22 protein-coding genes and 1 pseudogene are annotated in these 26027 nt (G+C 67.1%); 12 read left to right on the top strand and 11 right to left on the bottom strand.

Features of this window, described 5'->3' with window-relative positions; translation table 11 throughout:
• Positions 1-71: 71 nt before the first annotated feature.
• Positions 72-1133, bottom strand: coding sequence for an alkene reductase (locus H7U20_RS15785; RefSeq protein WP_199760111.1), 1062 nt, complete (start codon positions 1131-1133; stop codon positions 72-74).
• A gap of 55 nt (positions 1134-1188) precedes the next feature.
• Entirely contained in the window at positions 1189-1485 is a 297-nt protein-coding gene (locus tag H7U20_RS15790; protein WP_199760112.1) for an ArsR/SmtB family transcription factor, read from the bottom strand.
• A 297-nt stretch (positions 1486-1782) separates the two neighbouring features.
• On the opposite strand from H7U20_RS15790, the gene sugE reads away from it, so the two are divergent.
• Positions 1783-2100 (top strand): quaternary ammonium compound efflux SMR transporter SugE, encoded by a 318-nt coding sequence (gene sugE, locus H7U20_RS15795; protein ID WP_199760113.1) that lies wholly within the window; start codon positions 1783-1785, stop codon positions 2098-2100.
• 176 nt (positions 2101-2276) lie between these two features.
• On the opposite strand, the gene H7U20_RS15800 is transcribed toward sugE, so the two are convergent.
• Positions 2277-3047 carry a substrate-binding periplasmic protein gene (locus H7U20_RS15800; protein WP_199760114.1) on the bottom strand — a complete coding sequence of 257 codons (771 nt, stop codon included), beginning with the start codon at positions 3045-3047 and terminating at the stop codon, positions 2277-2279.
• A 59-nt stretch (positions 3048-3106) separates the two neighbouring features.
• Complete coding sequence (locus H7U20_RS15805; RefSeq protein WP_199760115.1) at positions 3107-4066, bottom strand: M14 family metallopeptidase; 960 nt, start codon at positions 4064-4066, stop codon at positions 3107-3109.
• Between the two features lie 175 nt (positions 4067-4241).
• Between H7U20_RS15805 and H7U20_RS15810 the strand changes: the two genes are divergently transcribed.
• Positions 4242-5438, top strand: a complete 1197-nt coding sequence (locus tag H7U20_RS15810; RefSeq protein ID WP_199760116.1) for an acyltransferase family protein — start codon at positions 4242-4244, stop codon at positions 5436-5438.
• Between the two features lie 64 nt (positions 5439-5502).
• On the opposite strand, the gene H7U20_RS15815 is transcribed toward H7U20_RS15810, so the two are convergent.
• Positions 5503-5973, bottom strand: coding sequence for a hypothetical protein (locus tag H7U20_RS15815; protein WP_199760117.1), 471 nt, complete (start codon positions 5971-5973; stop codon positions 5503-5505).
• A gap of 171 nt (positions 5974-6144) precedes the next feature.
• On the opposite strand from H7U20_RS15815, the gene H7U20_RS15820 reads away from it, so the two are divergent.
• Complete coding sequence (locus H7U20_RS15820) at positions 6145-8610, top strand: acylase (RefSeq protein ID WP_199760118.1); 2466 nt, start codon at positions 6145-6147, stop codon at positions 8608-8610.
• 139 nt (positions 8611-8749) lie between these two features.
• Here the strand turns inward: H7U20_RS15820 and H7U20_RS15825 are convergent, their stop codons facing one another.
• The 5 genes and pseudogenes from H7U20_RS15825 to H7U20_RS15845 form a co-directional block, all read right to left on the bottom strand.
• Positions 8750-9688, bottom strand: a complete 939-nt coding sequence (locus H7U20_RS15825; RefSeq protein WP_199760119.1) for an alpha/beta fold hydrolase — start codon at positions 9686-9688, stop codon at positions 8750-8752.
• Between the two features lie 198 nt (positions 9689-9886).
• Positions 9887-10090: pseudogene (locus H7U20_RS30935) on the bottom strand (methyl-accepting chemotaxis protein); the annotation flags it as partial.
• 125 nt (positions 10091-10215) lie between these two features.
• On the bottom strand, positions 10216-10647 hold the full coding sequence (locus H7U20_RS15835; RefSeq protein ID WP_199760121.1) for a hypothetical protein: 432 nt from the start codon (positions 10645-10647) through the stop codon (positions 10216-10218).
• Positions 10648-10801: 154 nt separating this feature from the next.
• Entirely contained in the window at positions 10802-11743 is a 942-nt protein-coding gene (locus H7U20_RS15840; protein ID WP_199760122.1) for a pirin family protein, read from the bottom strand.
• Between the two features lie 52 nt (positions 11744-11795).
• Positions 11796-12395 carry an FMN-dependent NADH-azoreductase gene (locus H7U20_RS15845; RefSeq protein WP_199760123.1) on the bottom strand — a complete coding sequence of 200 codons (600 nt, stop codon included), beginning with the start codon at positions 12393-12395 and terminating at the stop codon, positions 11796-11798.
• A 111-nt stretch (positions 12396-12506) separates the two neighbouring features.
• On the opposite strand from H7U20_RS15845, the gene H7U20_RS15850 reads away from it, so the two are divergent.
• Positions 12507-13427 (top strand): LysR family transcriptional regulator, encoded by a 921-nt coding sequence (locus H7U20_RS15850; protein WP_199760124.1) that lies wholly within the window; start codon positions 12507-12509, stop codon positions 13425-13427.
• A 138-nt stretch (positions 13428-13565) separates the two neighbouring features.
• Here H7U20_RS15850 and asd read toward each other — a convergent pair whose 3' ends face one another.
• On the bottom strand, positions 13566-14411 hold the full coding sequence (asd, locus tag H7U20_RS15855) for an archaetidylserine decarboxylase (protein WP_199760125.1): 846 nt from the start codon (positions 14409-14411) through the stop codon (positions 13566-13568).
• 194 nt (positions 14412-14605) lie between these two features.
• Here asd and H7U20_RS15860 point away from each other — a divergent pair, with 194 nt between their 5' ends.
• From H7U20_RS15860 to H7U20_RS15895, 8 genes are all read left to right on the top strand, one after another.
• Positions 14606-16945, top strand: a complete 2340-nt coding sequence (locus H7U20_RS15860) for a TonB-dependent receptor plug domain-containing protein (protein WP_199760126.1) — start codon at positions 14606-14608, stop codon at positions 16943-16945.
• Between the two features lie 187 nt (positions 16946-17132).
• Positions 17133-17561 carry a hypothetical protein gene (locus H7U20_RS15865; RefSeq protein WP_233410797.1) on the top strand — a complete coding sequence of 143 codons (429 nt, stop codon included), beginning with the start codon at positions 17133-17135 and terminating at the stop codon, positions 17559-17561.
• 16 nt (positions 17562-17577) lie between these two features.
• A complete protein-coding gene (locus H7U20_RS15870) occupies positions 17578-19869 on the top strand; it encodes a GAF domain-containing protein (protein WP_199760127.1) in 2292 nt (763 codons plus the stop codon).
• A gap of 2 nt (positions 19870-19871) precedes the next feature.
• Complete coding sequence (locus H7U20_RS15875) at positions 19872-20783, top strand: LysR family transcriptional regulator (protein ID WP_199760128.1); 912 nt, start codon at positions 19872-19874, stop codon at positions 20781-20783.
• Positions 20784-20938: 155 nt separating this feature from the next.
• Positions 20939-23059 carry a TonB-dependent receptor family protein gene (locus H7U20_RS15880; protein WP_199760129.1) on the top strand — a complete coding sequence of 707 codons (2121 nt, stop codon included), beginning with the start codon at positions 20939-20941 and terminating at the stop codon, positions 23057-23059.
• A gap of 53 nt (positions 23060-23112) precedes the next feature.
• Positions 23113-24243, top strand: a complete 1131-nt coding sequence (locus H7U20_RS15885) for a PepSY-associated TM helix domain-containing protein (protein WP_233410798.1) — start codon at positions 23113-23115, stop codon at positions 24241-24243.
• A 235-nt stretch (positions 24244-24478) separates the two neighbouring features.
• Positions 24479-24769, top strand: a complete 291-nt coding sequence (locus H7U20_RS15890; RefSeq protein ID WP_199760131.1) for an H-NS histone family protein — start codon at positions 24479-24481, stop codon at positions 24767-24769.
• 594 nt (positions 24770-25363) lie between these two features.
• Positions 25364-25978: an LON peptidase substrate-binding domain-containing protein gene (locus H7U20_RS15895; RefSeq protein WP_199760132.1), complete on the top strand. Its 615-nt coding sequence runs from the start codon at positions 25364-25366 to the stop codon at positions 25976-25978.
• Positions 25979-26027: the final 49 nt, after the last annotated feature.

The raw sequence follows: 26027 nt of genomic DNA on the forward strand, positions 1-26027 counted from the left end.
CCCCCCCCGGCTCTACGCCGCTGGGGTTTGCCAGCATCGCCGGCGCCATGATTGCGGCGCCGGCTGCGGCCTCAGGCGGCCGCCAGCGCCGGGTAGTCGGTGTAGCCTTCCGCCGTGGCGTGGTAGAAGGTTTCCGCTTTCCAAGCGTTGAGCGGGGCGTCGAGTTGCAGGCGGCGCGGCAGGTCGGGGTTGGCGATGAAGGCCTTGCCGAAGGCCACCGCGTCGGCCGTGCCGGCGGCCAGCACCTGCTCGGCCTTGGCCTTGTCCATGCTCTCGTTGGCGATGTAGACGCCGCCGAACTCGCGTTTCAGCAACGGTCCCAGGCTGTCCTCGCCGATCGCCTCGCGGACGCAGATGAAGGCGATCTTGCGCTTGCCCAGCTCGCGTGCCACGTAGCCGAAGGTGGCCAGCGGGGTCGAATCGCCCATGTCGTGGGCGTCGCGGCGCGGCGCCAGGTGCATGCCGACGCGCTCGGCGCCCCACACGGCGATGCAGGCGTCGGTGACTTCGAGCAGCAGGCGGGCGCGGTTCTCGATCGAACCGCCGTAGTTGTCGCTGCGCTGGTTGCTGCTGTCCTGCAGGAACTGGTCGAGCAGGTAGCCGTTGGCGCCGTGGATCTCGACGCCGTCGAAGCCGGCCAGCTTGGCGTTCTCCGCGCCTTTCTTGTAGGCGGCCACCACGCCGGCCAGTTCGGCCGTGTCGAGGGCGCGCGGCAGCGGGTAGTCGCGCTGCGGACGCAGCAGGCTGACATGGCCCTTGGCGGCGATGGCGCTGGGCGCCACCGGCGCCTGGCCGTCGAGGAAGTCCGGGTCGGAGATGCGGCCGACGTGCCACAACTGGGCGAAGATGCGGCCGCCGGCGGCGTGCACCGCCCCGGTCACCAGCTTCCAGCCGGCCACCTGCTCGTCCGACCACAGGCCCGGCGTGTCGGCGTAACCGACGCCCTGCGGCGTGACGGCGGTCGCCTCGCTGAGGATCAGGCCGGCGCTGGCGCGTTGCACATAATATTCGGCCATCAGCGCGTTCGGCACGCGGCCGCCGCCGACGGCGCGGGCGCGCGTCAGCGGCGCCATGATGATGCGGTTTTTCAGCGTGAGGTTGCCGATGGTGAGCGGATCAAACAGAGTTGCCATGATAGTTTCCTGTAAAAAAATACCCCGGTCGTGCCGGTGGCGGGCCCGAATGCGGCTAGAGGCCCTGGTTCATGTGGTCGATGAAGGCCTGGATGGTTTCTTCGTTGCGGCTGAAGAAGGCCCATTGGCCGACGCGTTTGGAACTGATCAGTCCGGCCTTCTGCAAGGTCGCCAGGTGGGCCGACACGGTCGATTGCGACAAGCCGCAACGACGGTCGATCAGCCCGGCGCACACGCCCAGATTGAGGCCGTGCTCCTGGTCGGAGAAGTACTGCTCCGGTTGCTTGAGCCAGGCCAGGATCTGGCGCCGCATGGGATTGGCCAGCGCCTTGTGAATTGCATCGATATCCATCGGAAGTCCATTGTTTCGCTTCTGCACGATATATGTATCGGGTTTCGGCAATTTCAATATCGCTATACTACGATATAAATAAAATTCCTGCTGGCGGCCGCGCAAAACGGCGGCCCGGCGGCAGGGCGGGGGGTCTTACAGGAAGCGCATTATCGCCTACCCGGCGACCGCGCGGGCGCCGTTCCCAGCGAGAAAGTTGCACGGCTGGTATCATGCTGGCTCTTTTGCCCGCGCGGGGACGACCCCGCCGCGATTGCGGGCCAGGCGGGGACGACCCGGCCGTCACGGGAGAAACGTATGACATGGTTTATTTTGGTATTGGCCGGCTTGTTGGAAGTGGGCTGGGCCGTCGGCCTCAAATACACCGAGGGCTTCACCCGCCCGCTGCCCACCGCGCTGACCTTGGCGGCGATGGCCGGCAGCGTCGGCCTGCTGGGCCTGGCGCTGCGCCACTTGCCGCTGGGCACCGCCTACGCGATCTGGACCGGCATCGGCACCATCGGCACCGTCATCTTCGGCATCATGGTGCTGGGTGAACCGGCCAACCTGGTGCGCATCTTGTGCATCACCATGATCGCCGGCGGCATCGTCGGCCTGAAGCTGGCCACCGCCTGAGTCCTGGCGGCGGCGCCCCGGCGCGGCCGCCTTGCTTGAGCCCGGTTAAAGGCACCTCTAAAAACCGTCATTCCCGCGCAGGCGGGAATCCATACCCCGCATGTCCATTGACTCAGCATGGATTCCCGCCTACGCGGGAACGACGAATTCAGGGTTGTTCGATGTGCCCTTAACGGCTAACGTTGCTTGACCCAGTGCTCGTAGATGCGCGCCAGCTCGCCGCTGGCCTGGAGCTTGCCCAGGGCCAGCTCGACCTGGCGGCGGGCGGCCGGATCGGTCTGCTTGCTGATCCAGAAGTAGATCGGCTCCTCTTTCAGCACCGCCGGCAGGATGCGCACCTGGTCGCGCAGTCCCTGCTGGCGCACGATCCAGCTCAGCGTCACCTCGTTCATGTAGAAAAAACGGCCGTGGCCGGCGACGATCTTCTTCAGGTTGACCAGGTTGTCGCCGGTGCTGTCGTCGACCTCCAGGCCCAGCGCGCGCAGCTGCACCGAGTAGCCGGCGCCGCGCGAGGTGGTGATGATCGGTTTGAGCTTGAGCAGGTCGTCGAAGTTGTTGACCTCGGCCTTGTCGCCGGCGGCGGCGGCCAGCTTGTGGCGGATCATGTACAGCGGCTTGCCGACCGGGTTGGCGATGCGGCGCCGCTTGGCCGTGTCCATCAGCGCGCAGGCGCAGTCCACCTCGCCCGATTCCAGACTTCTTTCGATCACCGGCACCGAGCGGTAGTCGTCCTGCCCGCTGAAGCGCAATTGCGGCGCCAGCCTTTCGATCGCCGCCAGGATGTCGGGGCAGATGCCGCTGGCGCGGCCGTGGCGCGTCATCCACTTCGGCGGCAGGCTTTCCTGCGCCATCACGCGCAAGGCCGTCACCGGCTCGGCGGCGGCGCCGGCCGCCGGCGCCATGCCGGCGCCGAGCACGGCGAGTAGCAGCATCACAGGCTTGTTCATCGTTGTCTCCTGCAATTGATTCTATCGGGATAGACCATGCGGCGCCAGTGGCCGGCGCATCAGAAGTCCGGATTGGCGCGCGCCAGGTAGAACCATTCGCTGTTGGCCTTGGCGGCCGTGTCGGGGAACAGGATCAGGCCGTCGAACTCGGCCAGCACCGCCGTGCCGTCGGCGCGGCGGCCGATCTCCTCGCCCTGGCGCAGGCGGTCGAAACTCGACCAGACGCGGCTGAATTGGTCGTCGGCGTGTTGCTTATCGTGCACAACGACCATGCTCAGCGCCTCCATTTGCGCCGGCTCGACCGGCGCCGGCGCCGCTTCGTCGACCAGGCCGAGGAAGGCCAGGGTGTTGCGGATGGCGCGGTAGGCCACCTCGGGCGCCCGCGGATCGGCGTGCTGGCCGCACTCCAGCGTCAGCGCGTAGCCGCCGGTCGAGCGCATGTATTCGGTGGTGCCGACGCCGTAGCGCAGCACGGTTTCCAGTTGGCTGTCGTCGCGCAGGCGGCGTTGCACGCCTTGGCCGTAGGTGGCCAGCCAGCCGTCGACGAAGCGGCGCACGCCGAGCCGGCGCGCCAGCGCGCGCTCCTGCGCCTCGTGGCGGAAGGCTTGCAGCGGGCCGGCGTTGTTGCGCGGGCCGACCATGACGAAGGGTTCGCTGGCGGCGTTGAAGGAGTGCAGGTCGAGCAACACGTCGTGCTGCGCCAGCAGCGGACACAGCCAGTTGGCGACGCGGTCCTCGAAGTCCTGCGGCGCGGCGTTGGGGAACAGGTTGCGGTTCAGGTTGCGCTCGCCGCCCCGTTCGCCCTTGGCGTAGGCCAGCGGATTGGCCACCGGCACGAAGGTGACGCTGCCGGCGGCGAGGTGCAGCGCGCCGGAGTCCAGCTCGGCCATGACGCGGGCGATGCCCTGGCTGCCGCAAGTCTCGTTGCCGTGCACGGCGCCGAGGATGATCAGGCGCGGGCCCGCGCCCAGCCCGCTGTAGTTGACGGATTTGAATTGCAGTCGATGCGGCTCGTTCATGGCTGTCCTTGGCTGGGGTGGCGCCGCGATCTGACCGCGCGGCAACGTTGGCCGATATTTTAGCGGTAGCGCCGCCGCCGTGCCGGCGAAACTGGCGGCGCCGGGGCGAATCTGGCATGATTCGCCGCCCGCGTTGTTTTTTACTTCACACCACCGATCCATTTTCCATTCCGCCATGAACATTTCGACTGCCACCGCCCGCATCCACGGTCTCGACACACTACGCGCCCTGGCCATCGTGCTGGTGTTCATGAGCCACTACGCCAGCTTCGTCAGCGGCGAGCCGACCTTCGGTTTCCTCGGCGAGGTCGGCTGGAGCGGCGTCGACCTGTTCTTCGCCCTCAGCGGTTACCTGATCGGCAACCAGATCCTGGCGGCGTTGCGCGGGCCGGAGAGGCTGTCGCTGGGCCGCTTCTACGCCCGCCGCCTGCTGCGCACCTTGCCCAATTTCTATGTCGTGCTGGCGCTGTACGCCTGCTGGCCGTACTTCCGCGGCGCCAGCGTCATGCCCGAGCTGTGGCGCTTCCTGAGCTTCACCCAGAATCTCGGCCTGAATCCGGGCACCGCCTTCTCGCACGCCTGGTCGCTCTGCGTCGAGGAGCAGTTCTACATGCTGCTGCCGGCCTTGGCCCTGTTGATCGCCGCCCGCCGCCGCGCCTTGCCGCTGGCCTGGCTGCTGGTGTTCGGCAGCTTGCTGGCCGGCATGTTGATCCGCAGCTATGTTTGGCACAACTATATCGACGGCAACGAGCGCGACATCTACCGCTACTACAACCTGGTCTACTACTCGACCCTGTGCCGCTTCGACGAACTGGTGGCCGGCGTGGCGCTGGCGCTGGTCAAGAACCACCATGCGGCCCTGTGGCAACGCCTCACCGCCTACGGCAACTGGATGCTGGCGGCCGGCGCCGCGCTGCTCGGCCTGGCCTGGTATTTGTTTCTGCTGGACCGCTACGGCTATGCCGCGACGGTGTTCGGCTACCCGCTGCTGGCCGTGGCCATTTCGCTGTTGCTGCTGGCGGCGCTCAGCCCCGGCGCCTTGTTGCATCGCTTGCGCGTGCCGGGCGCCGCCGCGCTGGCCCTGTGGTCGTACGCCATCTATCTGAGCCACAAGCAGTTGTGCGTGTTGTTGGGCAAGGTGCTGGCGGCGCAGGGCCTGGCGCCGACCGGCTGGCCGGCCGTGTCGCTGTTGTCGCTGGCCAGCGTGGCCGCCGGCTGGCTGCTGTACAGCCTCGTCGAGAGGCCCTTCATGGTGCTGCGGCAGCGCTGGGTGCCGCACCATTTCGTCCGCGAGCAGGGCGACGGCAGTCGGCCGGCACGGCGGGGCTGGTCGTCGCTGTGGTCGTCGCCATCGTCGCCATCGTCGCGCTGAGGCGACGCCGGCCGCGCGTGGCGCGCGACGGGGCCGCCGCTGCCGCCGCCGCCGCTGCGCCGGCCTAGCGCTGCATCTCGATCACGTCGAACGGCGACTGCATGGTGTTGAGGAAGGCCATCAGGCTACGGGCCCGCTCGGCGCCGTCCTGCTGGCGGCTGGCGGCGATCTCGGCGCGCAGGCCGGGCAGCACCTCGACCACGTGCGGGCTGTCGTCGTAGGCGGCGATCAGCAGCGCGGCCAACTCGCTGGCGCGGCCCCGGTTGTTGCGCATGCGCTCTTCGAGGATGGCGAACAGGGCGCGCTGCATGCGCGGCGTCGGGTTGCTGATGTAGCCGAACACCAGCGGCGTGTTGGCGATCGCCTCGCACAGCAGTTGCTCCATCCGCTCCGGCTTGACGTCGGAGGCGATGTCGAAATAGGCGCCGTTCCAGCGCGTGCGCTCGTACGGGTGGCCGGGCGGGAAGGAGTCGGCCGTGTCGAAGCCGCAAATGCGGCTCAGGTACTTGAGCCAGGCGATGAAGGTGGAAGTCATGCGCCATTTTATCCGCAGATCGGTCCGGCCGCGGCGCCGGATGAGGCCCAAGGTGGCTTGCCATGCGCCAATTTGTTGCATTAGATGATGCTTTTCATATAGTTGTTGATATTGAATGCAATATTTGCAACCATGCTGGTTTTGTTTTCTCCTCACACAAGCGAGCCAGCCATGACATTTTCCGCTTCACCCATGTTCCCGTCGCGCCGCCTCGGCGCCGCCGGCCTTGCCTCGTTGGCCTTGGCGCTGAGCGCCGGATGTAGCGGCGGCAGTGGCGGCGCCGGCGATAGCAGCACCGCCGGCCAAGTCGGCCCGCCGCCGCCGGCCGCCGTGTACGCGGCGGAGATCCGCCGCACCAGCTTCGGCGTGCCGCACATCAAGGCCAGCGACGAGGCCGGCATCGGTTACGGCATCGGCTATGCCTACGCGGAGGACAATATTTGCCTGCTGGCCGGGCACATCGCCACCGTCAACGGCGAGCGCGCCAAGTACTTCGGCGCCAACGGCCCCGAGGGACAGACCGGCGCGCCCAATGTGCAGAGCGACTTCTTCTACCGCCTGTTCAACGACGATGCCGCCGTCGCCGCCGCGCTGAAGGCGCAGCCGGCCGAGATCCTGGCGCTGCTCAAGGGCTATGTGGCCGGCTACAACCGCTATCTGGAGCAGACCGGCGCGGCCAACCTGCCGGACGAGTGCAAGGGCGCCGCCTGGGTGCGCAAGCTGAGCGAGACGGACATGATCAAACTGACGCGCGGCTACGCCATGGTCGGCGGCGCCGGCCAGTTCGTCGGCGCGATCATCGGCGCCAAGCCGGCCGGCGCGGTGGCGCAGGGCATGCGCGCCGGCGGGCCGGTCGGGCCGCCGCTGGCGCCCGAGGCGGCGCGCAATCCGATGAACCCCGAGTACTGGAAACGCTTGCACGCGCGCAGCGGCAGCAACGCCGTGGCGCTGGGCAAGGATGGCAGCGACAACGGCCAGGGCCTGTTGCTGGGAAATCCGCACTTCCCCTGGTCGGGGCCGCTGCGTTTCTACCAGATGCACCTGACCATGCCGGGCAAGCTCGACGTGATGGGCGCCTCGCTCGCCGGCCTGCCGCTGGTCAATATCGGCTTCAACCAGAACGTCGCCTGGAGCCACACCGTCAACACCTCGGCCCACTTCACCGTGTTCCAGCTGCAGCTGGACCCGGCCGATCCGACCAAGTACCTGGTCGACGGCAAGAGCCGGAGCATGTTGCGCAAGCGCCTGAGCATCGAGGTGCTGGGCGCCGACGGCGTGTTGCGCAGCGAGTCGCGCGACTTGTACAGCAGCGACTTCGGCAACCTGGTGGTGATACCCGGCATGCTGGAGTGGAAGAACGGCGTCGCCTACGCCCTGCGCGACGCCAACCAGGACAACCACCGCATGCTCGAACAGTGGTACGCGATCAACCGCGCCGGCAGCGCGCTGGAGCTGAAAAGCGCCGTGCTGCGCTTCAGCGGGCTGCCCTGGGTCAACACGTTGGCCGCCGACAAGGACGGCAACGCGCTGTTCCTCGACGTCACCGTGGTGCCCAACGTGCCCAGCGCGCAGCAGGCCGCCTGCGTGCCGGACGCCTACAAGGGCTTGGCCGCGCGCGGCATCTTCGTGCTCAACGGCGCCACCGCCGCCTGCGACTGGCTGGTCGATCCGACGGCGGCCCAGCCCGGCATTTTCGCCGCCGCCAATCTGCCCGCCCTGACGCGCAGCGACTTCGTGCAGAACTCCAACGAGAGCGCCTGGTTCACCAATCCCGACCAGCCGCTGCTGGGCTTCCCCGCCATCGTCAGCGTCGAGGGCATCCCGCTCGGCGGCCGCGCCCGCATTGGCATCAGCCAGTTGCAGGCGCGCCTGGCCGGCAGCGACGGCTTGGCCGGCCGGCGCATGTCGATGGCGCAGATGCAGGAGATGGTGCTCAACAACCGGGTCTACCACGCCGAGCACACGGTCGACGACCTGCTGCGCCTGTGCGCCGGCGGCAAGACGGCGCTGGCCGACGACGGCAGCACGGTCGACCTGACCCAGGCCTGCGCCAAGCTGGCCGCCTGGGACCGCCACGCCAACCTGGACGCGAACATGGGATTGGTCTACTTCGCCGGCCTGTGGGACCGCATCTCTGGCAACGACGGCGTCTGGACGGTGCCGTTCGATCCGGCCGATCCGGTGCGCACGCCGCGCGGCTTGAAGGTCGGCGACACGGCGGTCGCGGCGGCCGTGCGCTCGGCGCTGGCCTCGTCGGTGCGCGCCGCCGACAGCCAAGGCTGGGCGGCCGGCGCCAAATGGGGCGAGATCCAGGTGGCCAAGCGGGGCAGCAAGAATGTGCCGATCCACGGCGCCGCCGACCAGTATGGGGTGTACAACGCCATCGGCAGCGAGCCGGATGGCAAGGGTCTGATGAACGTGACCGAGGGCAGCAGCTATCTGCAGGTGGTCGGCTTCGACAAGAACGGTCCGCAGGCGCAGGCCATGTTGAGCTATTCGCAGTCGAGCCACGCCAGGTCGCCGCACTTCGCCGACCAGACCGAGCGCTTTTCGCAGAAGGCCTGGATCACCCAGGCCTACACCGAGGCGCAGATCACGGCGGACCCGGCCTACACCAGCAAGAAGATTTCCGAGTAGGCTAGGGCGGGCCGGCTCGTTGTCGCCGGCCCGGCAGGACTTTGGGCGTGGACTGGCCCGGCTTGCCGTGGCGGCGGGGGAGCGAGGCGGCGGCGCGGCGAGCGCGCCGGGTGTCGCCGGCTTGTCGCCGCCATCGCGCCTAGTCCTTGCCGATGAAGCCGGTCAGCGCCGGAATGACCTGCTGCGGCGCCTCTTCCATCAGCCAGTGGCCGGAACCCTTGACTATCTGGCCGTTCACGTCGCTGGCCACCAGCCGCGTCTGGTCGATCAGGAAGCTGCCGCCGGATTTCTCGCCGGACAGCACCAGCACCGGCATCGTCAGCTTGTTCTTGGCGAATTGCTGGAAGTCGGCGGCGTCCCGCTCGAAGGCCTTGAAGTATTCGAAGCCGGCGCGCATGCCGCCCGGCTGCGCGTAGGCGGCGGCGTAGAGCTGGCGGTCCGCCTCCGGCAGCGAGCGGGTCTTGTCGGCGGCGAAGTCGTTCCAGAAATGTTCGAAGTAGATGCGCTCGCGGCCCTGCACCAGTTGCAGCGGCACCTCGCCGTGGAAATGGAAGTGCCACAGGTCGCGCAGCAGCCACATGTCCTGCCAGTTGCCGATGCCGGGCAGGAAGGCGTCCATCAGCACCAGCTTGCGCGTTTCCTGCGGATATTGGGCGGCGTAGGCGTAGGCCACCATCAGGCCGATGTCGTGGCCGACGACGATGGCGTCCTGGTGTCCCAGCGAGGCGAGCAGCGCGTGCACGTCCTGCGCCAAGACTTTCTTCTCGTAACCTGCGGCCGGCTTGTCGGAGGCGCCGGCGCCGCGCAGGTCGGGCACGATCACCGTGTGGTTCTTGGCCAGTTCGACGGCGGCCGGCGTCCACATGTGGCCGGTCTGGGTGTAGCCGTGGATCAGCACGACGGCGCTGCCGCTGCCGGCGCTGCGGTAGTGCAGCTTGACGCCGTTGACGTCGGCGGTGGCCTCTTTGAAGACGATGGGCGCGGCCGGGGCCGCCTGTGCTGCGCTGGTGGCGCCCGTGGCGACGGCGGCGGTGGCGATGACGGCGCTGAGCGCGGCGTTCAAGATAGTCGATTTCATGGTGGTTTCCTTGGCAGGTTGCAGGCTACTGGGCCCGTGGAAACACTATATGATTTATCTTTTAGAACATCAAAGCCTAGAATGATGTTACAGCGTTCAGTTTTTATGAATTTTAGTGCCTATGACAACTGCCTTGTCCACACGCCGCATCTTGCTCATCCGTTCCAGTTTTCGGGCGAACGGAAATGTTCACTTGACGGATTCGAGCATCGCTTTCAGCTCGTCAAGTGCTTGCGTGTTTCGTTGGGATAGTTGACGCACCTCCTCGGCGACAACGGCGAAGCCACGACCATTCTCGCCCGCCCTTGCCGCCTCGACTGCGGCATTCAAGGCCAGAATATTCGTTTGCGCGGCGATGCCGTCGAGGACTGCCAGCGTATCGCGCAGCTTGCTCGCATGTTCCTCGGACGGAGGGCTGTTGCTTGCCACGCCCAGACGCGTTGCCGACAAGGTATCAAAGTTGAGGATGGTGTAAATTAGCCCGCCTATCGCGGTAATCAAACCAAGGGTTATGGCAAAAATTTCCATCATGAATCTCCTCTGAGCATGCCAGATACTGTCGCGACATAAAACGCATACATGCTGGCACAAAACACACAAACAATTTGCATGGCTGTGAGTACTTCCCCGTCAAAAGATGGGCATTCAGGCGTGTTGACTGCCTGCGAAAGGTAGCCGACCAGGGCTAAAAAATAGGTCCACCCCATCAGCAGCAGCGACATGACATTGGCGGGACTGCCATAAGACGTGTCGAGATTTGGGGTTGCCCGCAGACTGAGATAGCTGGAAGAGGCGAGCGAGGCAGCGAAGAAAAATAGTCCGCCGTCGGAGAATATTCTGGCAGGATGGAAATGCTCGGTTTTGATGCCGACGAGCAAAATGGCGATCCAAGCCTGCAGCAAACCCAGCCCGAATGTAATGGAGCTGAACACGACTAGTTTGCCGAAAGCCCGCTGCATATGCTCCTCCGTCCGCGTGTCTTGGTTTGACTGGACCAGATTGGAAGAATAGCAGAAGCGCAGGCCCGGAATCTCTTCCGGGCCTGACGCGGTTTGACTTGTGCCGAGGGATAGCCGGCTAAACGCTCGGCTGAGCGCTTAGTGGCGTAGTGGCTTAGTGCTCGGCGCTCAAGGCTGGCTGCGCTTCCTCGCCCAGCCGGCCGGCGCGGAAGTCCTCGACCGCCTGGGCCAGCTCGGCCTGGTTGTTCATCACGAACGGGCCGTGTTGCGCGATCGGCTCGCCCAGCGGCTGGCCGGCGATCAGGATCAGCCTGGTGGCCACTTCGGCCCGCAGCACCACGCCGTCGGCGTCCGCCGTGTTGGCCAGGATCGCCATGCGGCCGCCGGCCACCGCCTTGCCGCCAACGTCCACCTCGCCCCGGTAGACGTACAGGAAGGCATTGTGCCCGGCCGGCAGCGCCTGGCTGAAGCTGGCGCCGGCCGGCAGCTCGATGTCCAGATAGATCGGCTCGGTCACCTCGCGCTGCACCGCGCCGTCCACGCCGTGGCTGGCGCCGGCGATGACCTTCACCGCCACCCCTTGTTCGGTGCGGAATTGCGGAATCTGCGCGGCGTCGAAGTCGCGATACCAGGGCGCCCGCATCTTGTCGCGCGCCGGCAGGTTCAGCCACAGCTGGAAGCCTTCCATCACGCCTTCCTCCTGCTCCGGCATTTCCGAGTGGATCACGCCACGCCCGGCGGTCATCCATTGCACGCCGCCGCTGCTCAGCAGGCCCTCGTTGCCGGCGCTGTCCTTGTGGCGCATGCGGCCGCTGAGCATGTAGGACACCGTCTCGAAGCCACGGTGCGGATGCGAGGGAAAGCCGGCGATGTAGTCGTTGGCCTGGTCGCTGCCGAAGGCGTCGAGCATCAGGAAGGGATCGAGGCGGCGTTGCAGCGGCTGCGTCAGCACGCGGTTGATCTTGACGCCGGCGCCGTCCATCACCGGCTGGCCGTGGACGATGCGCTCCACTTCGCGTCCTTGGCGGACTTGATCGTTCGTGACCTTGCTTGCGTTGACTGGGTTGCTTGCGTTTGCTGTGGTTGCTGCACTCATTTCGATCTCCAATTCCAATTCGGGTTGCCGGCCCGCCGGGCCGGCGAAGGTGTTACACCAGTACCGCGTCGACTTCGGCGTCCGCCAGGGCTTGCGCCTTGGCCATCGCGTCCGGTCCCAGGTTCAGGCCCTCGGCGTAGACGAATTGCACGTCGTTGAGGCCGATGAAACTGAGGAACATTTTCAGGTGCGGCAACTGGGTGTCGCTCGGGCCGTCGCGGTGCAGGCCGCCACGGGCCACGGCGACGTAGACTTTTTTGTCGGTCAGCAGGCCGATCGGGCCGGTCGGGCCGTATTTGAAGGTCACGCCGGCACGGGCGATGGCGTCGAACCAGCTTTTCAGTTGCACGGTGATGCCGAAGTTGTACATCGGCGAGCCGATCACGATCACGTCGGCCGCCTGCACCTGGGCGATCAGCGCGTCGTCCAGGGCGACGCGGGCGGCCTGCTCGGCGTTGCGCTGCTCGGCCGGGGTGAACAGGGCTTGCAGCGTGGTTTCGTCGAGCACCGGGTGGGGCTGGGCGGCCAGGTCGCGGCGGGTCAGGCTGACCTCGGCGGCGTTGGCGCTCAGTTTGGCCACGATGGCGTCGGCCAAACGGGTCGATTCGGAACCGCTGCTGCGGGCGCTGGAATTGATTTGCAGGATGTTCATGGTGGATCTCCGTTTGTTGGGTTGTTGTTGCAGTGAGTGAACTTTAACAGTTCCAATTTTCATCCGGAAGCCGTTAAAATGGATAACATTAATCCACTCATGGAACAATCAATGGACCTCGATCCCGCCGACCTCCTGCTCTTCGCCCGTATCGTCGAATGCGGCAGCTTCAGCCTGGCGGCGCAGCGGGTGCAATTGCCCAAGTCGACCGTGTCGCGGCGCATCTCCAAGCTGGAGGGGCAGTTGGGCGAGCGCCTGTTGCAACGCACCACGCGCAAGCTGGTGCTCACCGAGTTCGGCGCCAGCCTGCTCGACCACGCCCGCAAGGTGGCCGAGGAGACCGAGGCCGCCGCCGCGCTGGCCCAGCACCGCCAGGGCGCGCCCAGCGGCCTGCTGCGCGTGTCGATGCCGGGCGACTTCGCCAACCACGCGATGGGCACGCTGATGGCCGAGTTCATGGCGCGCTATCCGGCCATCACGCTGGAGATCGACCTGTCACCGCGCCGGGTCGACTTGGTGGCCGAGGGCTTCGACCTGGCCATCCGCATGGGCAACTTGCCGGACGACTCCTCGCTGGCGGCGCGGCGGGTCGCCTTCAGCGCCCACGGCCTGTACGCGGCGCCGGCCTACGCCAGCCTGCGCGGCCTGCCCGAGCAGCCGGACGACCTGTTCCGCCATGACCTGTTGAGTTTGCCGCCACGGGTCAACGGCCTGAGCCGCTGGACTTTATTGCGGGGAAAGACCACCTGGGACAGGGAGTTGCCGGTGCGGCTGATGGCGAATTCGCCGGAGTTGTTGGTGCGCATGGCCTGCGCCGGCGCCGGCATCGGCGCCAGCACGGAGCTGATCGCCGGGCCGTACGTGAAGACGGGACAACTGGTGCGGGTGTTGCCGGAGTGGGATTTCCCCCGCGTGACGGGCTGGGCGGTGTTTCCCGGCCGGCGGCTGATGCCGGCCAAGACCCGCGTCTTTCTCGATTTGCTGCAGGCGGCTTTCGATGCCGGCGGCGATGGCGACGGCATGGCGGGTTGAGCGGGCGCCCGGGCCTGCCGCGGCGATTTTTGACAGCGCCGGGGACTACAAAACCACCCACGGGCGGAGAGCCGGGGTCGGACCCCCTCGCGGGTCCGACCCCAGATTGCGCCGGCGGGTGTTGCCGGCCTCGCTGGCTTACTTGAGTTGGGCCATGGTCTCGCCCAGGCGCACCGGGCCGGCCGCTTGCCAGGCGGGATTGAAGTCCAGCTTGTCCTTGGGGAACAACATGACGACGGTCGAGCCGAGCAGGAAGCGGCCCAGTTCCTGGCCCTGTTTCAGCACGATGTTCTGCCCGGCGTAGCGCCACTCGCGCACCTCGGCGCCGCGCGGCGGGTTGACCACGCCGTGCCACACGGTGGCCATGCTGCCGACGATGGTGGCGCCGACCAGGGTCATGACGAAGGGGCCGTGGGCCGTGTCGAACACGCAGACCACCCGCTCGTTGCGGGCGAACAGGCCGGGAATGCCGCGCGCGGTGGTCGGATTGACCGAGAACAGCTCGCCCGGCACGTAGATCATGCGGGTCAGCGTGCCGTCGCAGGGCATGTGGATGCGGTGGTAGTCGCGCGGGCTCAGGTAGAGGTTGGCGAAGCTGCCGTGCTGGAACTGGGCGGCCAACTCGCGGTCGCCGCCGACCAGCGCGGTGGTGCTGAACCGGTGTCCCTTGGCCTGGAAGATCTGGTCGTCCTCGATGGCGCCGAACTGGCTGATGCGGCCGTCCACCGGGCAGACGAAGTCGGCGGCGGCCAGCGGCCGGGCGTCGGGCCGCAGCGCACGGGTGAAGAACTCGTTGAAGCTGGCGTAGTTGGCGATGTCCGGGTCGAGGGCCTCGTCCATGTTGACGTCGTAGCGGCCGACGAACCAGCGGATCAGCCGGGTGGTCATGGCGCCGCCCTTGGCGCCGGCGACGCGGCCGGCGAAGTTGGTCAACGCTCCCTTGGGAAGCAGGTACTGCGGCAACACGGCGAGGCGATCGGACACGATGGAAATCCATGACATTGAAGATGCCGAATTATAACGGTGGGCGCCGCGTCGGGCGTGAAATCCGTGCTGGTGGACGTGCCCGACTTGAAACGGGCGGGCTTTTCATTGCTTTTAAAAAAATATTTTCATTAAACCAAGCGAGTGGGGTATTCTCCCGGACAACACCGTCACTATCGTTTTCGCCGCCGCCTATGCTCGCACCTCCGTTCGCCCTTCGCCTGACCATTCTCGCCGCCGCCGTCATCAGCACCTGGGGGGCGCCGGCCAAGGCCGCCGACAAGGAGAGCACGCCGGCGCCGGCGGCCACGCCGAAGGATGCGCTGAAGGAGGCGCAGAAGGAGGCGGAGGCGGCGCCGCTGGGCGAGGAGCCGGCGCCGCCGGCCAAGCTGCAGCGGGTCGAGATCAAGGCCAGCGCCGACGGCTACAACCCGCGCCGCGACGACACCGCCAGCAAGATCATCGTCAACAGCGAGGAGATCCAGCGCTACGGCGACACCTCGGTGACCGACGTGCTCAAGCGGCTGCCCGGCATCACCGTCAGCGGCGCGGCCGGGCGCGGCGGCGAGATCCGCATGCGCGGCCTGGGCAGCGGCTATACGCAGATCCTGCTCAACGGCGAGCGCATGCCGGCCGGCTTCTCGCTGGAATCGCTGGCGCCCGACGTGATCGAGCGCATCGAGGTGCTGCGCGCCGCCAGCGCCGAGTTCAGCACCCAGTCGATCGCCGGCACCATCAACATCGTGCTGAAGAAGGCCATCAAGAACGCCCAGCGCGAATGGAAGGCCAGCATCGCCAAGGGGGCGGGCTCGGTCTCGCCCAGCGCCAGCCTGCAGACTTCCGACCGCAACGGCGACTTCTCCTACTCGCTCGGCGCCACGCTGAACCGTTACGAGGCCGAGCGCGACTCAAGCTGGCACCAGCTCGACGTCGACGCCGGCGGCCGCCCCAGCATGAGCGCGGCCACCCTGTTGCACGACAAGTCGATATCCAACAACGCCAACCTGGCGCCCCGGCTGAACTGGACGCTGGACGGCGGCGACACGCTGACCTCGCAGTCCTACCTGAGCCTGAACAACTACGACAGCCGCAACGGCAGCGTGCTGACGCCCATCCTCGGCAGCAGCGGCGACTTCGCCCGCGTGGACAGCCACTACAGCAGCCATGGCGCCTACGCCCGCAGCGAGCTGAGCTGGGTGCACAAGCTAGCCGCCGGCGGCAAGCTCGACACCAAGCTCAGCGCCAACCTGAACCGCGGCAGCAGCGACGGCGCGGTGCGCAGCCAGGACGTCAGCACGCTGAGCCAGCAGATGAAGCTGGCGCTCGACCGCAATGTGCACGCCTACAACACCGACAAGGGCCTGAGCAGCACCGGCAAGTATTCGGCGCCGTGGATCACCGACCACGCGCTGGCGCTGGGCTGGGACGGCGGCATGGCGCGCCGCGACGAGACGCGCCAGCAGCGCGAGGCCGACCTGCGCGCCGACTGGGCCGCCGAGGCGCAGGCCACGCCGCCCGGGCAGGCGGCGCCGAACGGCGCCCGTGCGCCGCTCAGCGAGGACCAGCAGTACCGCGCCGACGTGCGCCGGCTGGCCCTGTACGGCCAGGACGAGTGGAACGTCACGCCGAACTGGTCGCTCTACCTGGGCCTGCGCTGGGAGGGCCTGTCGACCTCGGCCGAGGGGCGCAATTTCGACCCGGTGACGCGGCGCAGCAGCGTCTGGAGTCCGCTGATGCAGACCTTGTACAAGCTGCCCGGCGGCAAGGACCAGCTGCGCCTGGCGCTGACCCGCACCTACAAGGCGCCGTCGACCAACAGTTTGGTGCCGCGCCGTTTCATCTCGACCAACAACAGCCAGATCGACCCCGACCGGCGCGGCAACCCGAACCTGAAGCCGGAGCTGGCGCTGGGCCTGGACGCCTCCTACGAGCATTACTGGGGCGAGAGTGCCCTGCTCAGCGCCAGCGCCTCGATGCGCCGCATCGACGACTACACGCGGCCCGGCCTGCTGTACGAGAACGAGCGTTGGGTCGCCACCTCGATCAACGACGGCCGCGCCGTCACCCGTGGCGTCGAGCTGGAGGCCAAATTCCCGCTCAGCACCTTCATCGACAAGGCGCCGGCAATTGACCTGCGCGCCAGCGTCAGCCGCAACTGGTCGCGCGTCGAGGCGGTGCCCGGGCCGGACAACCGGCTCGACCAGCAGACCCCGCTCAGCGCCACCGTCGGCGTCGACTACAAGAGCGCCGGCGGCGCGCTGGCGGCCGGCGCCAGCCTGGCCTTCCGCAACGGCGGCCAGGTGCGCGCGGCGGCGGACCAGTACGAATACGTCTCGGTGCGGCGCGACCTCGACCTTTACGCGCTGTGGAAGTTCGACGCCAAGAACCAGCTGCGCCTGGCCGTCGGCAACGCGCTGGGGCAGGACTACCTGTCCAATTCCACCTTCGTCAACCCCGACGGCGGCACGCGGCGGCGCAACTCGGTCTACCCCGGCGGCGTGCAATTGCGCCTGACCCTGGAGCTCAAGCTCTAGTGCCGCCAAGCCGGGGCGCCGGCGGCTACAAAAACCACCCAACGGCGGCGCGCCGGGGTCGGACTCCCCGCCTTGGCGCGTTGGGTCCGCCCCCCGTTTTCGCCGGTGGGTCGGTTCGCGCGCGGCCAGCATGGCGGACACGCAACAAACGCCGGCCGCCCGTCGGGTCCGCGCGTATGGCGATGGTATGATTGGGTGGCGCCATGCCGGCGACCAATCCACCCGTGGGGCTATCCTGAACAAGCCGACACCGACCGCCACCCCGTCCGCGTTGCCCACGCCGGACGCGCTGCGCCTGGCGCTGGCCGAGGTGCGCGATCTGCAGCGCACCGCGATCGCCCTGCGCGCCGCGCTGGAGACGGCGCAGCAGGAGCGCCAGCGCCAGGTGCAGGACGCGCTGGCCGGCGCCCACAACGAGGCGCAGCAGTTGCGCGACACCATCGCCGCCCTGCGCGGCGAGTTGGAGCGTCTGGCGCTGGAGCACGCCGACGCGCTGCAACAGTCGGCCAGCGGCCAGCGCGCCGAGCTGGGCCAGTTGCACGACACCATCCGCGCCCTGCGCGGCGCGCTGGAGGCGGCCGCCGCGCCGCCACGGCCGCGGCCGCGGCCGCACTGAGCGCGCCGAGGCCAGCGTGAGCAAGCCGACCCCAGCCAACGCCACGACCAGCGCCGCCGCCGCCGGGGCGCAGCGCCGCCGCCTGCGCCAGGTCGAGCTGCTGCTGGAGGTGTCGCGCCGCATGGCCGCCTACGACAGCCTCGACGAGATCCTCAGCGCCCTGGTCGAGGTCACCACCGAGGAGCTGGGCGCCGAGCGCGGCACCCTGTTCCTCAACGACGCGGAAAACCACGAGCTGTTTTCCCGCGTCGCCCAGGGCGAGATTCAACGCGAGATCCGCTTCCTCAACCATGTCGGCATCGCCGGCCACGTCTTCACCACCGGCGAGTCGGTGCTGATCGCCGACGCCTACGCCGACGCGCGCTTCAACCGCGCCATCGACGAGCAGACCGGCTTCGTCACGCGCAACATCCTGTGCGTGCCGATCAAGACCGTGCGCGGCGAGATCATCGGCGTGGCGCAGACGCTCAACAAGCGGCGCGGCAAGTTCAGCCGCGCCGACCTGCAATTGCTCGAGGCGCTGACCACCCAGGGCACCTTGGCGCTGCAAAGCGCGCGCTTCCTGGAAAGCATGAAGAAGGTGCGGCGCCAGGAGATGGAGTTCATCGACGTGGTCTCCGAGGTGAGCGCCGACATCAAGCTCGGCTCGCTGTTGCAGAAGGTCATGGGCGAGGCCACCCGCCTGCTCAACGCCGAGCGCTCGACCCTGTTCCTCAACGACGACAAGAGCGACGAGCTGTGGTCGGAGGTCGGCCAGGGCCTGGACTCGATGCAGATCCGCCTGCCCAACAAGGCCGGCATCGCCGGCGCCGTGTTCAGCTCCGGCAAGACCATCAACATTCCCTACGCCTACGCCGACCTGCGCTTCAACCCGGCCTTCGACCAGCGCACCGGCTTCTTCACCCGCTCCATCCTGTGCGTGCCCATCGTCAACAAGCACGGCAAGACCATCGGCGTGACCCAGGTGCTCAACAAGCGCGGCGGGCCGTTCTCGGACGAGGACGCCTCGCGCCTGCGCGCCTTCACGGCGCAGATTTCGATCGCGCTGGAAAACGCCAAGCTGTTCGCCGACGTGCAGCAGATCAAGAACTACAACGAAGCCATGCTTGAATCGATGTCGAACGGCGTGCTGACCCTGGACGGCGGCGAGAGGATCGTCACCTGCAACGCCGCCGGCCTGCGCATGCTGCGCTGCGGCGCAGCGCAGGTCATCGGCCGGGCGGCGGCCGAGTTCTTCGCCGACGCCAACAGCTGGGTGCTCGACAAGCTGCGCCAGGTCGAGCAGCGCCAGACGGCCGAGCACATGATGGACGCCGAGCTGGTGCTGGGCGGCGCGACGCTGTCGGTCAACCTCAGCGTGCAGCCGCTGTTGTCGACGGAGCAGCAGCGCATCGGCTGGATGCTGATGATCGACGACATCTCCAACGAGAAACGGTTGCGCTCGACCATGTCGCGCTACATGGACCCGGGCATCGCCGACCAGATGGTGGCCAACGGCGCCGAGATGTTGGGCGGCAAGAACGTCAACGCCACCGTGCTGTTCTCCGACATCCGCAGCTTCACCGCCATCACCGAGCAGCTCGGCGCGCAAGGCACGGTGGCGCTGCTCAACGAGTACTTCACGCTGATGGTCGACTGCATCCAGCGCGAGGAGGGCATGCTCGACAAGTTCATCGGCGACGCCATCATGGCCGCCTTCGGCATTCCGGTCGGCCACGACGACGACGCCGACCGCGCCGTGCGCGCCGCCATCGCCATGATGGCCGAGCTGGCGGCGTGGAACCGCTTGCGCCTGGCCGACGGCAAGCCGGCGCTCGACATCGGCATCGGCCTGAACTCCGACCAGGTGGTGTCGGGCAACATCGGCTCGAAGAAGCGCATGGACTACACCATCATCGGCGACGGCGTGAACCTGGCGGCGCGGCTGGAATCGGCCTGCAAGCAGTACGGCGCCCACATCCTGCTCAGCGAGTTCACCTACCGCGCGCTGCGCGGCACCTACCGCCTGCGCGAGCTGGACATCGTGGTGGTGCGCGGCAAGACCCAACCGGTCGCCATCTACGAGGTGATGGACTACCACGACGAGGCCAGTTATCCGCAACTGAGCGAGGCGCTGGGCCTGTTCCGCCACGCCCTGCACAGCTACCGCAAGCGCAACTGGGCCGGCGCCGCCAAGCTGTTCGAGGAGGTGCTGGCGCTGAATCCGGCGGACCAGGCCGCCAGCCTGTATATTGCCCGCTGCGCCAGTCTGGCGCGCCAGCCGCCGCCGGCCGGCTGGGACGGCACTTATGTGATGGAAACCAAATAGGCATGAAGATTCCCAAGAGCACCCTGGAGCAGTGGCAAGTCCTGCAGGCCATCGTCGACTGCGGCGGCTACGCCCAGGCGGCCGAGGCGCTGCACCGCAGCCAGTCCTCGGTCAGCTACATGGTGGCGCGCTTGCAGGAGCAGCTGGGCGTTGAGTTGCTGGTGATCGAGGGCCGCCGCGCCCGCCTGACGGCCAACGGCGAGGCGCTGCTGCGCAAGGCGCGCGAGTTGCTGGCCGACGCCTATCAGCTGGAGCAACTGGCCGCCAGCCTCAAGCAGGGCTGGGAGCCGGAGGTGCGCTTCGCCGTCGACAGCCTGTTTCCCAACGAGCTGCTGATGCGCGTGCTGCGCGACTTCGAACCGCTGGCGCGGCACACCCGCGTCAGCCTGGAGGAGACCATCCTGTCCGGCGCCGAGGACGTGCTGGTGGAAAAGCGCGCCGACCTGGTGATTTCCAACCGCCTGCCCAGCGGCTTCCTCGGCGACGCCCTGCTCGACATCGAGTTTGTCTGCGTGGCCCATCCGGCCCATCCGCTGCACGCCCTGGGCCGCGAGCTGGAGGAGGACGACTTGGCGCGCAACCTGCACATCGTGGTGCGCGACTCCGGCACGCTGAACCCGCGCGACAGCGGCTGGCTGGGCACCACCCAGCGTTGGACCGTGACCAGCCCGACCACCCGCATCGAGATGATCAGCGGCGGCCTGGGTTTCGGTTGGATACCGCTGCATCGCATCGCCGACCAGCTGGCCTGCGGGCAGCTCAAGCCGTTGCCGCTGCGGGTTGGCCAACGGCGCAAGCTGACCTTGTCGCTGATCGTCGCCGATCCCCAACTGGCCGGGCCGGCCACGCGCCAGTTGGCCGACATCGTGCGTACCGTGGTGGCGGCCGCCGAAGCCGAGGCCGGCCCCTGCTGAGGGGGGGGCGGCGTGCCTGCGTGCCTAAATTAGTGCCGCTGTGCCTGATCGCTTGAGTGTTTGAGTGTTTGAGTGTCAGGTGATTGAGAGCTATTCTCATCGATTGTCGGTTTTGCGTATAATCGGCCACCGCCGAATTCACACCTGAGCCCACGATGTCACAATTGCCCTACCTGCCGCCACGCCGAGCCATCGCCGCCGCCTGCACCCTGTTGAGCGCCAATCTGGCGCAGGCCGCCGCCCCGGCCGCTGCCGCCACGGCCGCCACGGCCGCCACGGTCTCCGCCGCCGCCGATGCGCCGGCGGAGACCGTGCAGGTGAGTGGCAACTGGCTCGGCTCGGGCCAGCGCAGCTTGAAGAACTTCGGCGGCGCGCGCAGCGTGGTGCCGCGCGAGACCATCGAGGCCAGCGGCGCGGCCAGCATCAGCGAGGTGTTGCGCGGCGTGCCCGGCCTGCAGGTGACCGACAACTCGTCCAGCGGCGGCAGCGCCATCTCGCTCAACATCGGCGTGCGCGGCCTGGACGGGCGCTTCTCGCCCCGTTCCACCGTGCTGCTCGACGGCATTCCGCTGGCGGTGGCGCCCTACGGCCAGCCGCAACTGTCGTTCGCCCCCGTGTCGCTGGCCAACATCGACAGCATCGACGTGGTGCGCGGCGGCGGCGCGGTGCGCTACGGCCCGCAGAACGTCGGCGGCATCATCAACTTCAAGAGCCGCGCCATCCCGCAGGCCGAGCTGGCCGGCGACGCCAGCGTGCGCGTCAACCGCTTCGACGGCGGCAACACCGGCACCCAGTACAGCGCCTTCGTCGGCGGCCGCATCGACGGCGGCCTGGGCGTGGCGCTGCTGTACGCCGGCGTCGACGGTTCCGGTTTCCGCCGCCACAGCGGCGAGAAGATCAACGACGTCGCGCTCAAGTTCAGTTATCCGCTGGCGGCCGGCGCCGAGCTGAACGCCAAGCTGGCCTACTACGACGCCGAGTCGCAACTGCCCGGCGGCCTCAGCGCGGCCCAGTTCGCCGCCGATCCGCAGCAATCGGTACGCACGCGCGACCGCTGGAGCGGAACCCGCAAGAGTGTCGACGTCGGCTATGTCAAGCCGCTGTCGGCGACGCGGGAAGTGGCGCTGCGCACTTACTTCACCCAGAGTTCGCGCACCAGCGTGCTGGCCAACGGCAACGACGCCGTCGCCAGCTCGGTCGGCCAGCAGCCGCGCCACTACAACGTGCTGGGCATCGAGCCGCGCTACACCCAGCGCTGGACTTTGGGTGCGCTGCGCCACGACGTCAGCGTCGGCTACCGCTACCTGCGCGAGCGCGCCGACGAGCGCAACCTCAACTTCAAGCTGAGCGACGGCGGCCGCAGCGTGGCGCGCGACTCGGCCAACGGCACCGACGCCCACGCCCTGTATGTCGACGACCAGATCGCCGTCGGCCAGTGGCGCCTGACGCCCGGCCTGCGCTACGAGCGCATCGCGATGGACCGCAGGAATGTATTGAACGGCTTCGGCGAGGGGATCAAGAACAACAAGGCGCTGCCCTCGCTCAACGTGTCCTACCTGCCGAACCGCCAGCTCACCTTGTACGGCAACTACAACAGCTCCTTCGGCAGCATCCAGCACTTGCAGCTGAACCTGCAATCGTCGACCGACCGCCTGCAGCCGGAAACGGCGCGCACGGTCGAGCTGGGCGCGCGCTACCAGGCTGAGCAATGGAAGCTGGAGGCCACCTTGTTCAATCTGGACTTCTCCAACCAGATCGTGTTCGTCAACACGGCGCCGCTGTTCTACCAGAACCTCGGCAAGACGCGCCACCGGGGCCTGGAGAGCCGCGCCGAATACGACTTCGCCCGCGACGGCCGGCTGGCCGGCCTGAACGCCTACGCCACCTACGCCTACACCGACGCCACCCAGCGCCAGGGCAAGTACGCCGGCCGCGACGTGCCGTTCTATGCGCGCCATGTCGACACCTTGGGCCTGCGTTTGCAACGGGGCGCCTGGCGCTTCGACCTCAACAGCACGCACCAGTCGCGCCAGTTCGCCGACGACGCCAACACCGTGGCCGAGAACGCCGCCGGCAGCATCGGCGAGATCCCCGGCTACCGCCTGTGGAATGGCAACATCAGCTGGACCATTCCGGGGCGGCAAAAGCTCGAAGTGCAGGTCGGCGTCAACAATCTGAGCAACCGCCTCAGCTTCAGCCGCACCACCGACACCAACCTCGGCAAACTGGCCGGCGCCGCGCGCACGGCCTTCGTGCAGTTGCGTAGCGGGTTCTAAGGCCGGTGGTCGCGGCGCGTCGCTCCGTCCGCCGGGCCGTGTCGCGGCCTGTCTTGCGTTCAGCGCTGGCCCGTTTGCACCGCTGGCTGGGATTGTCGCTGGGCTTGCTGCTGGCCTTGATCGGCCTGAGCGGCAGCATGATGCTGTTCGAGCGCCCGTTCGACGCCGCGCTCAATCCGGCGCTGTTCCACAACCTGGTGCCGTGCGCGGCCCAGCTCGACGTCGGCGGCGCGGTCGGCGCGGTGCGCGAACGCTGGCCGGACGCCACCGTCGAGATGGTGACCATGCCGCTGCGCGCCGGCGCGCCCTACCGCATCGCTTTCCAGGCGCCCGGCGTGGCCGAGAACGAGGCGATGGCCGATTCCTGCAGTGGCTTTCTGTTGGGCAGCCGCGCCCGTGGCCGCATCGCCCTCGACCCGGTCCATCTGATGCCGTTGTTGCAACGCTGGCACCACTCGCTATTGCAGGGCCAGGTCGGCCGCGCCGCGCTCGGCTACCTCGGTCTGGTCTGGCTGGCCGCGTTGCTGGCCGGCTTGGCGCTGGCCAAGCCGGCGCCGGGGCGAGGGGAGGGGCGGGGGCGGGGCGCTTGGCGGCGCGCGCTGGGCATCCGGCTGGATCGGGGCGGCTTGCGCGCCAGCCGAGATCTGCATCGCGTGCTCGGTCTGCTGGCGCTGCCGCTGTTATCGCTAGCCGCCTTCACCGGCTTCAGCAGCGGCCTTCCCGAGCTGAGCCGCAGCCTGGTCGGGCAATTCACCGAGGTGGGCGGCGAGCACCGCCGCATCGCCCGGCCGGCGCTGGCGGTGGACGAGGAGAGCATTTCCTGGAACGAGGCGCGCTCCATCGCCGAGCAGCACCTGAGCGACGGCGCCACGCTGGTCGCGCTGAGCCGGCTGCCCGAACGCGGCCTGTTCCAGGCCCGGCTGCGCCGCGTCGACGACTGGCAACGCACCGGTACGCTGCGCCTGTTTATCGACCTGCGCCGGGGCGAGATCGTCGACACCGTCAACCCGATCGGCGGGCGCGGCGGCGACCGTTTCCTGGCTGCCCTGTTCCCTTTGCACTCGGGGCAATTCGGCGGCGCGCCGGGACGCTGCTTGATGGCGTTCGCCGGCATATTGCCAAGCCTGTTTTTGATAAGCGGTGTGGCTGGTTGGATACTCCGCCGACAAACTCGCCGCGCTTGAAGCGGCGGCGTTGTACTTACTCCCGAGTTTCCCCCGATTTCAGCAAAATTCTGGGAAATCTATTCTTTTTTCTACCCACGCGGATATTTATTGCATATATTAGTAGAGTATTCACTCAGTCTTATGGTAAATTTGCGTTTCTGAATTCTCACACAATGTCACGACGGGTTTTTCAGCTGTAGTTTCAACGATACTCACTAAGAATTCGCTCTCCACCGATAAGAAGGAAATAAAGATGACGACTTACCAGGAATACAAAGCAAAGATCGCTGAATTAGAAAGCTTGGCTGAGAGCGCACGCAAGAATGAATTGCTGGCCGCCAAAGAAAAGATCGCCACCATCATGCGCGATTACAACCTGACCCTGGCCGACCTGGGTTCGGCGGCCAAAGCCAAGCCGATCAAGACCCGCGCGCCGGTGCCGACCAAGTACCGCGACGACGCCACCGGCCAAACCTGGACCGGCCGCGGCCGCGCACCAAAATGGCTCGAAGGTAAAGATAAGAACCAGTTCCTGATTAAATAAGGACGTTTGGCGCCACCCTGCGATTATCCGGCCATGCCGGGCATATTCGCACGGGTTTGGCGCCATGGTCCGTCGCCTTACCCCGGCGCGCCCGGCGCGCCGGGGTAAGGCCATAGGTTTACACACATCTTTTTCTGACCGTCGCACTGGCCCGCAAGAACCGCACTTTTTGAGTGTTTTTGCTTAAAAATTGAGCAAAGTCGTTGTGCGTTGACGGGAAATCCATCGGGCAGGCACTCCGGGATTGCTGTTTCTGCAACAGCTGGTGCTTTGTAAGTGTTTGATTTTATTGGCGAAAAAAGATGTGTATAAACCTATGGGGTAAGGCGTATAGGTTTATTCCACCGGCCATTCTCCCCGGTGGCTGGAGCGTATTCCCCGAGCGCGATCGTAGCAGGCCGTCGGCGCCGTGGCGTATTCCCTTTGGCAGCCATGCATTGGCAGCCGTATTCTCCCGTGTTTCTCAATACTTGTTGCCGCCTGGCTCTAATCGTCCATCGCTTGGCTCGCCGCGCATGCTGGCATTGCACATATTCCGCTGAAATTCCACCCATCGGATTCGACGGCGGCGCGTTTTCATGCGATCATGACAACATGCCTTCCATTTCCCTATTCCCGCTGAATACCATCTTGTTTCCAGGTGGACACTTGCCTTTGCAGGTGTTTGAAGTGCGTTATCTCGACCTGGTGAAAAAATGCATCGCCACCGGTGAGGAGTTCGGCGTCGTCTCGCTAATGCAGGGCAGCGAGGTGCGTCTGCCGGAGAAAGCCGAGACCTTGGCCAACGTCGGCACGATGGCGCGCATCCTCGATTGGAGCGCGCCCATGCCCGGTTTGCTGAAAATTTCTTGCGTCGGCACGACCCGCTTCACGGTGACCTCGTCGACCAGGCTCAAGCACGGACTGTGGGTGGCCGAGGTCGAGCCGCTCGACGAGGACCGCGTGCTGCCGGTGCCGGCCGAGCAGGAGGACGTCGCCAAGGCGCTGGCGGCGCTGATCCGCTCGCTGCAGAAGAAGCAGATCACCACCACCAACATTCCGCTGGCGCCGCCATATCGGCTGGACGAGGCCGGTTGGGTGGCGAACCGTTGGTGCGAATTGCTGCGCCTGGACCTGGAGGAGAAGCAGCGTCTGCTGGCGCAGGAGAATCCCATCCTGCGGCTGGAGCTGATCCAGGACGTGCTCTGCGAGAACGGCCTGCTCAACTAGCCGCCGCGCCGCGGGACGTCGGACCGGCGCGGCGTCAGGCCGGCTGGGC

The sequence above is a fragment of the Rugamonas violacea genome, from assembly GCF_016461825.1.
Classification (GTDB): domain Bacteria; phylum Pseudomonadota; class Gammaproteobacteria; order Burkholderiales; family Burkholderiaceae_D; genus Rugamonas.

What these genes read in the sequence shown, in the direction of transcription:
- H7U20_RS15785 (WP_199760111.1), bottom strand. Translation starts at nt 1,133, where the DNA reads ATGGCAACTCTGTTTGATCCGCTCACCATCGGCAACCTCACGCTGAAA.
- H7U20_RS15790 (WP_199760112.1), bottom strand. Translation starts at nt 1,485, where the DNA reads ATGGATATCGATGCAATTCACAAGGCGCTGGCCAATCCCATGCGGCGC.
- sugE (WP_199760113.1), top strand. Translation starts at nt 1,783, where the DNA reads ATGACATGGTTTATTTTGGTATTGGCCGGCTTGTTGGAAGTGGGCTGG.
- H7U20_RS15800 (WP_199760114.1), bottom strand. Translation starts at nt 3,047, where the DNA reads ATGAACAAGCCTGTGATGCTGCTACTCGCCGTGCTCGGCGCCGGCATG.
- H7U20_RS15805 (WP_199760115.1), bottom strand. Translation starts at nt 4,066, where the DNA reads ATGAACGAGCCGCATCGACTGCAATTCAAATCCGTCAACTACAGCGGG.
- H7U20_RS15810 (WP_199760116.1), top strand. Translation starts at nt 4,242, where the DNA reads ATGAACATTTCGACTGCCACCGCCCGCATCCACGGTCTCGACACACTA.
- H7U20_RS15815 (WP_199760117.1), bottom strand. Translation starts at nt 5,973, where the DNA reads ATGACTTCCACCTTCATCGCCTGGCTCAAGTACCTGAGCCGCATTTGC.
- H7U20_RS15820 (WP_199760118.1), top strand. Translation starts at nt 6,145, where the DNA reads ATGACATTTTCCGCTTCACCCATGTTCCCGTCGCGCCGCCTCGGCGCC.
- H7U20_RS15825 (WP_199760119.1), bottom strand. Translation starts at nt 9,688, where the DNA reads ATGAAATCGACTATCTTGAACGCCGCGCTCAGCGCCGTCATCGCCACC.
- H7U20_RS15835 (WP_199760121.1), bottom strand. Translation starts at nt 10,647, where the DNA reads ATGCAGCGGGCTTTCGGCAAACTAGTCGTGTTCAGCTCCATTACATTC.
- H7U20_RS15840 (WP_199760122.1), bottom strand. Translation starts at nt 11,743, where the DNA reads ATGAGTGCAGCAACCACAGCAAACGCAAGCAACCCAGTCAACGCAAGC.
- H7U20_RS15845 (WP_199760123.1), bottom strand. Translation starts at nt 12,395, where the DNA reads ATGAACATCCTGCAAATCAATTCCAGCGCCCGCAGCAGCGGTTCCGAA.
- H7U20_RS15850 (WP_199760124.1), top strand. Translation starts at nt 12,507, where the DNA reads ATGGACCTCGATCCCGCCGACCTCCTGCTCTTCGCCCGTATCGTCGAA.
- H7U20_RS15860 (WP_199760126.1), top strand. Translation starts at nt 14,606, where the DNA reads ATGCTCGCACCTCCGTTCGCCCTTCGCCTGACCATTCTCGCCGCCGCC.
- H7U20_RS15865 (WP_233410797.1), top strand. Translation starts at nt 17,133, where the DNA reads ATGATTGGGTGGCGCCATGCCGGCGACCAATCCACCCGTGGGGCTATC.
- H7U20_RS15875 (WP_199760128.1), top strand. Translation starts at nt 19,872, where the DNA reads ATGAAGATTCCCAAGAGCACCCTGGAGCAGTGGCAAGTCCTGCAGGCC.
- H7U20_RS15880 (WP_199760129.1), top strand. Translation starts at nt 20,939, where the DNA reads ATGTCACAATTGCCCTACCTGCCGCCACGCCGAGCCATCGCCGCCGCC.
- H7U20_RS15890 (WP_199760131.1), top strand. Translation starts at nt 24,479, where the DNA reads ATGACGACTTACCAGGAATACAAAGCAAAGATCGCTGAATTAGAAAGC.
- H7U20_RS15895 (WP_199760132.1), top strand. Translation starts at nt 25,364, where the DNA reads ATGCCTTCCATTTCCCTATTCCCGCTGAATACCATCTTGTTTCCAGGT.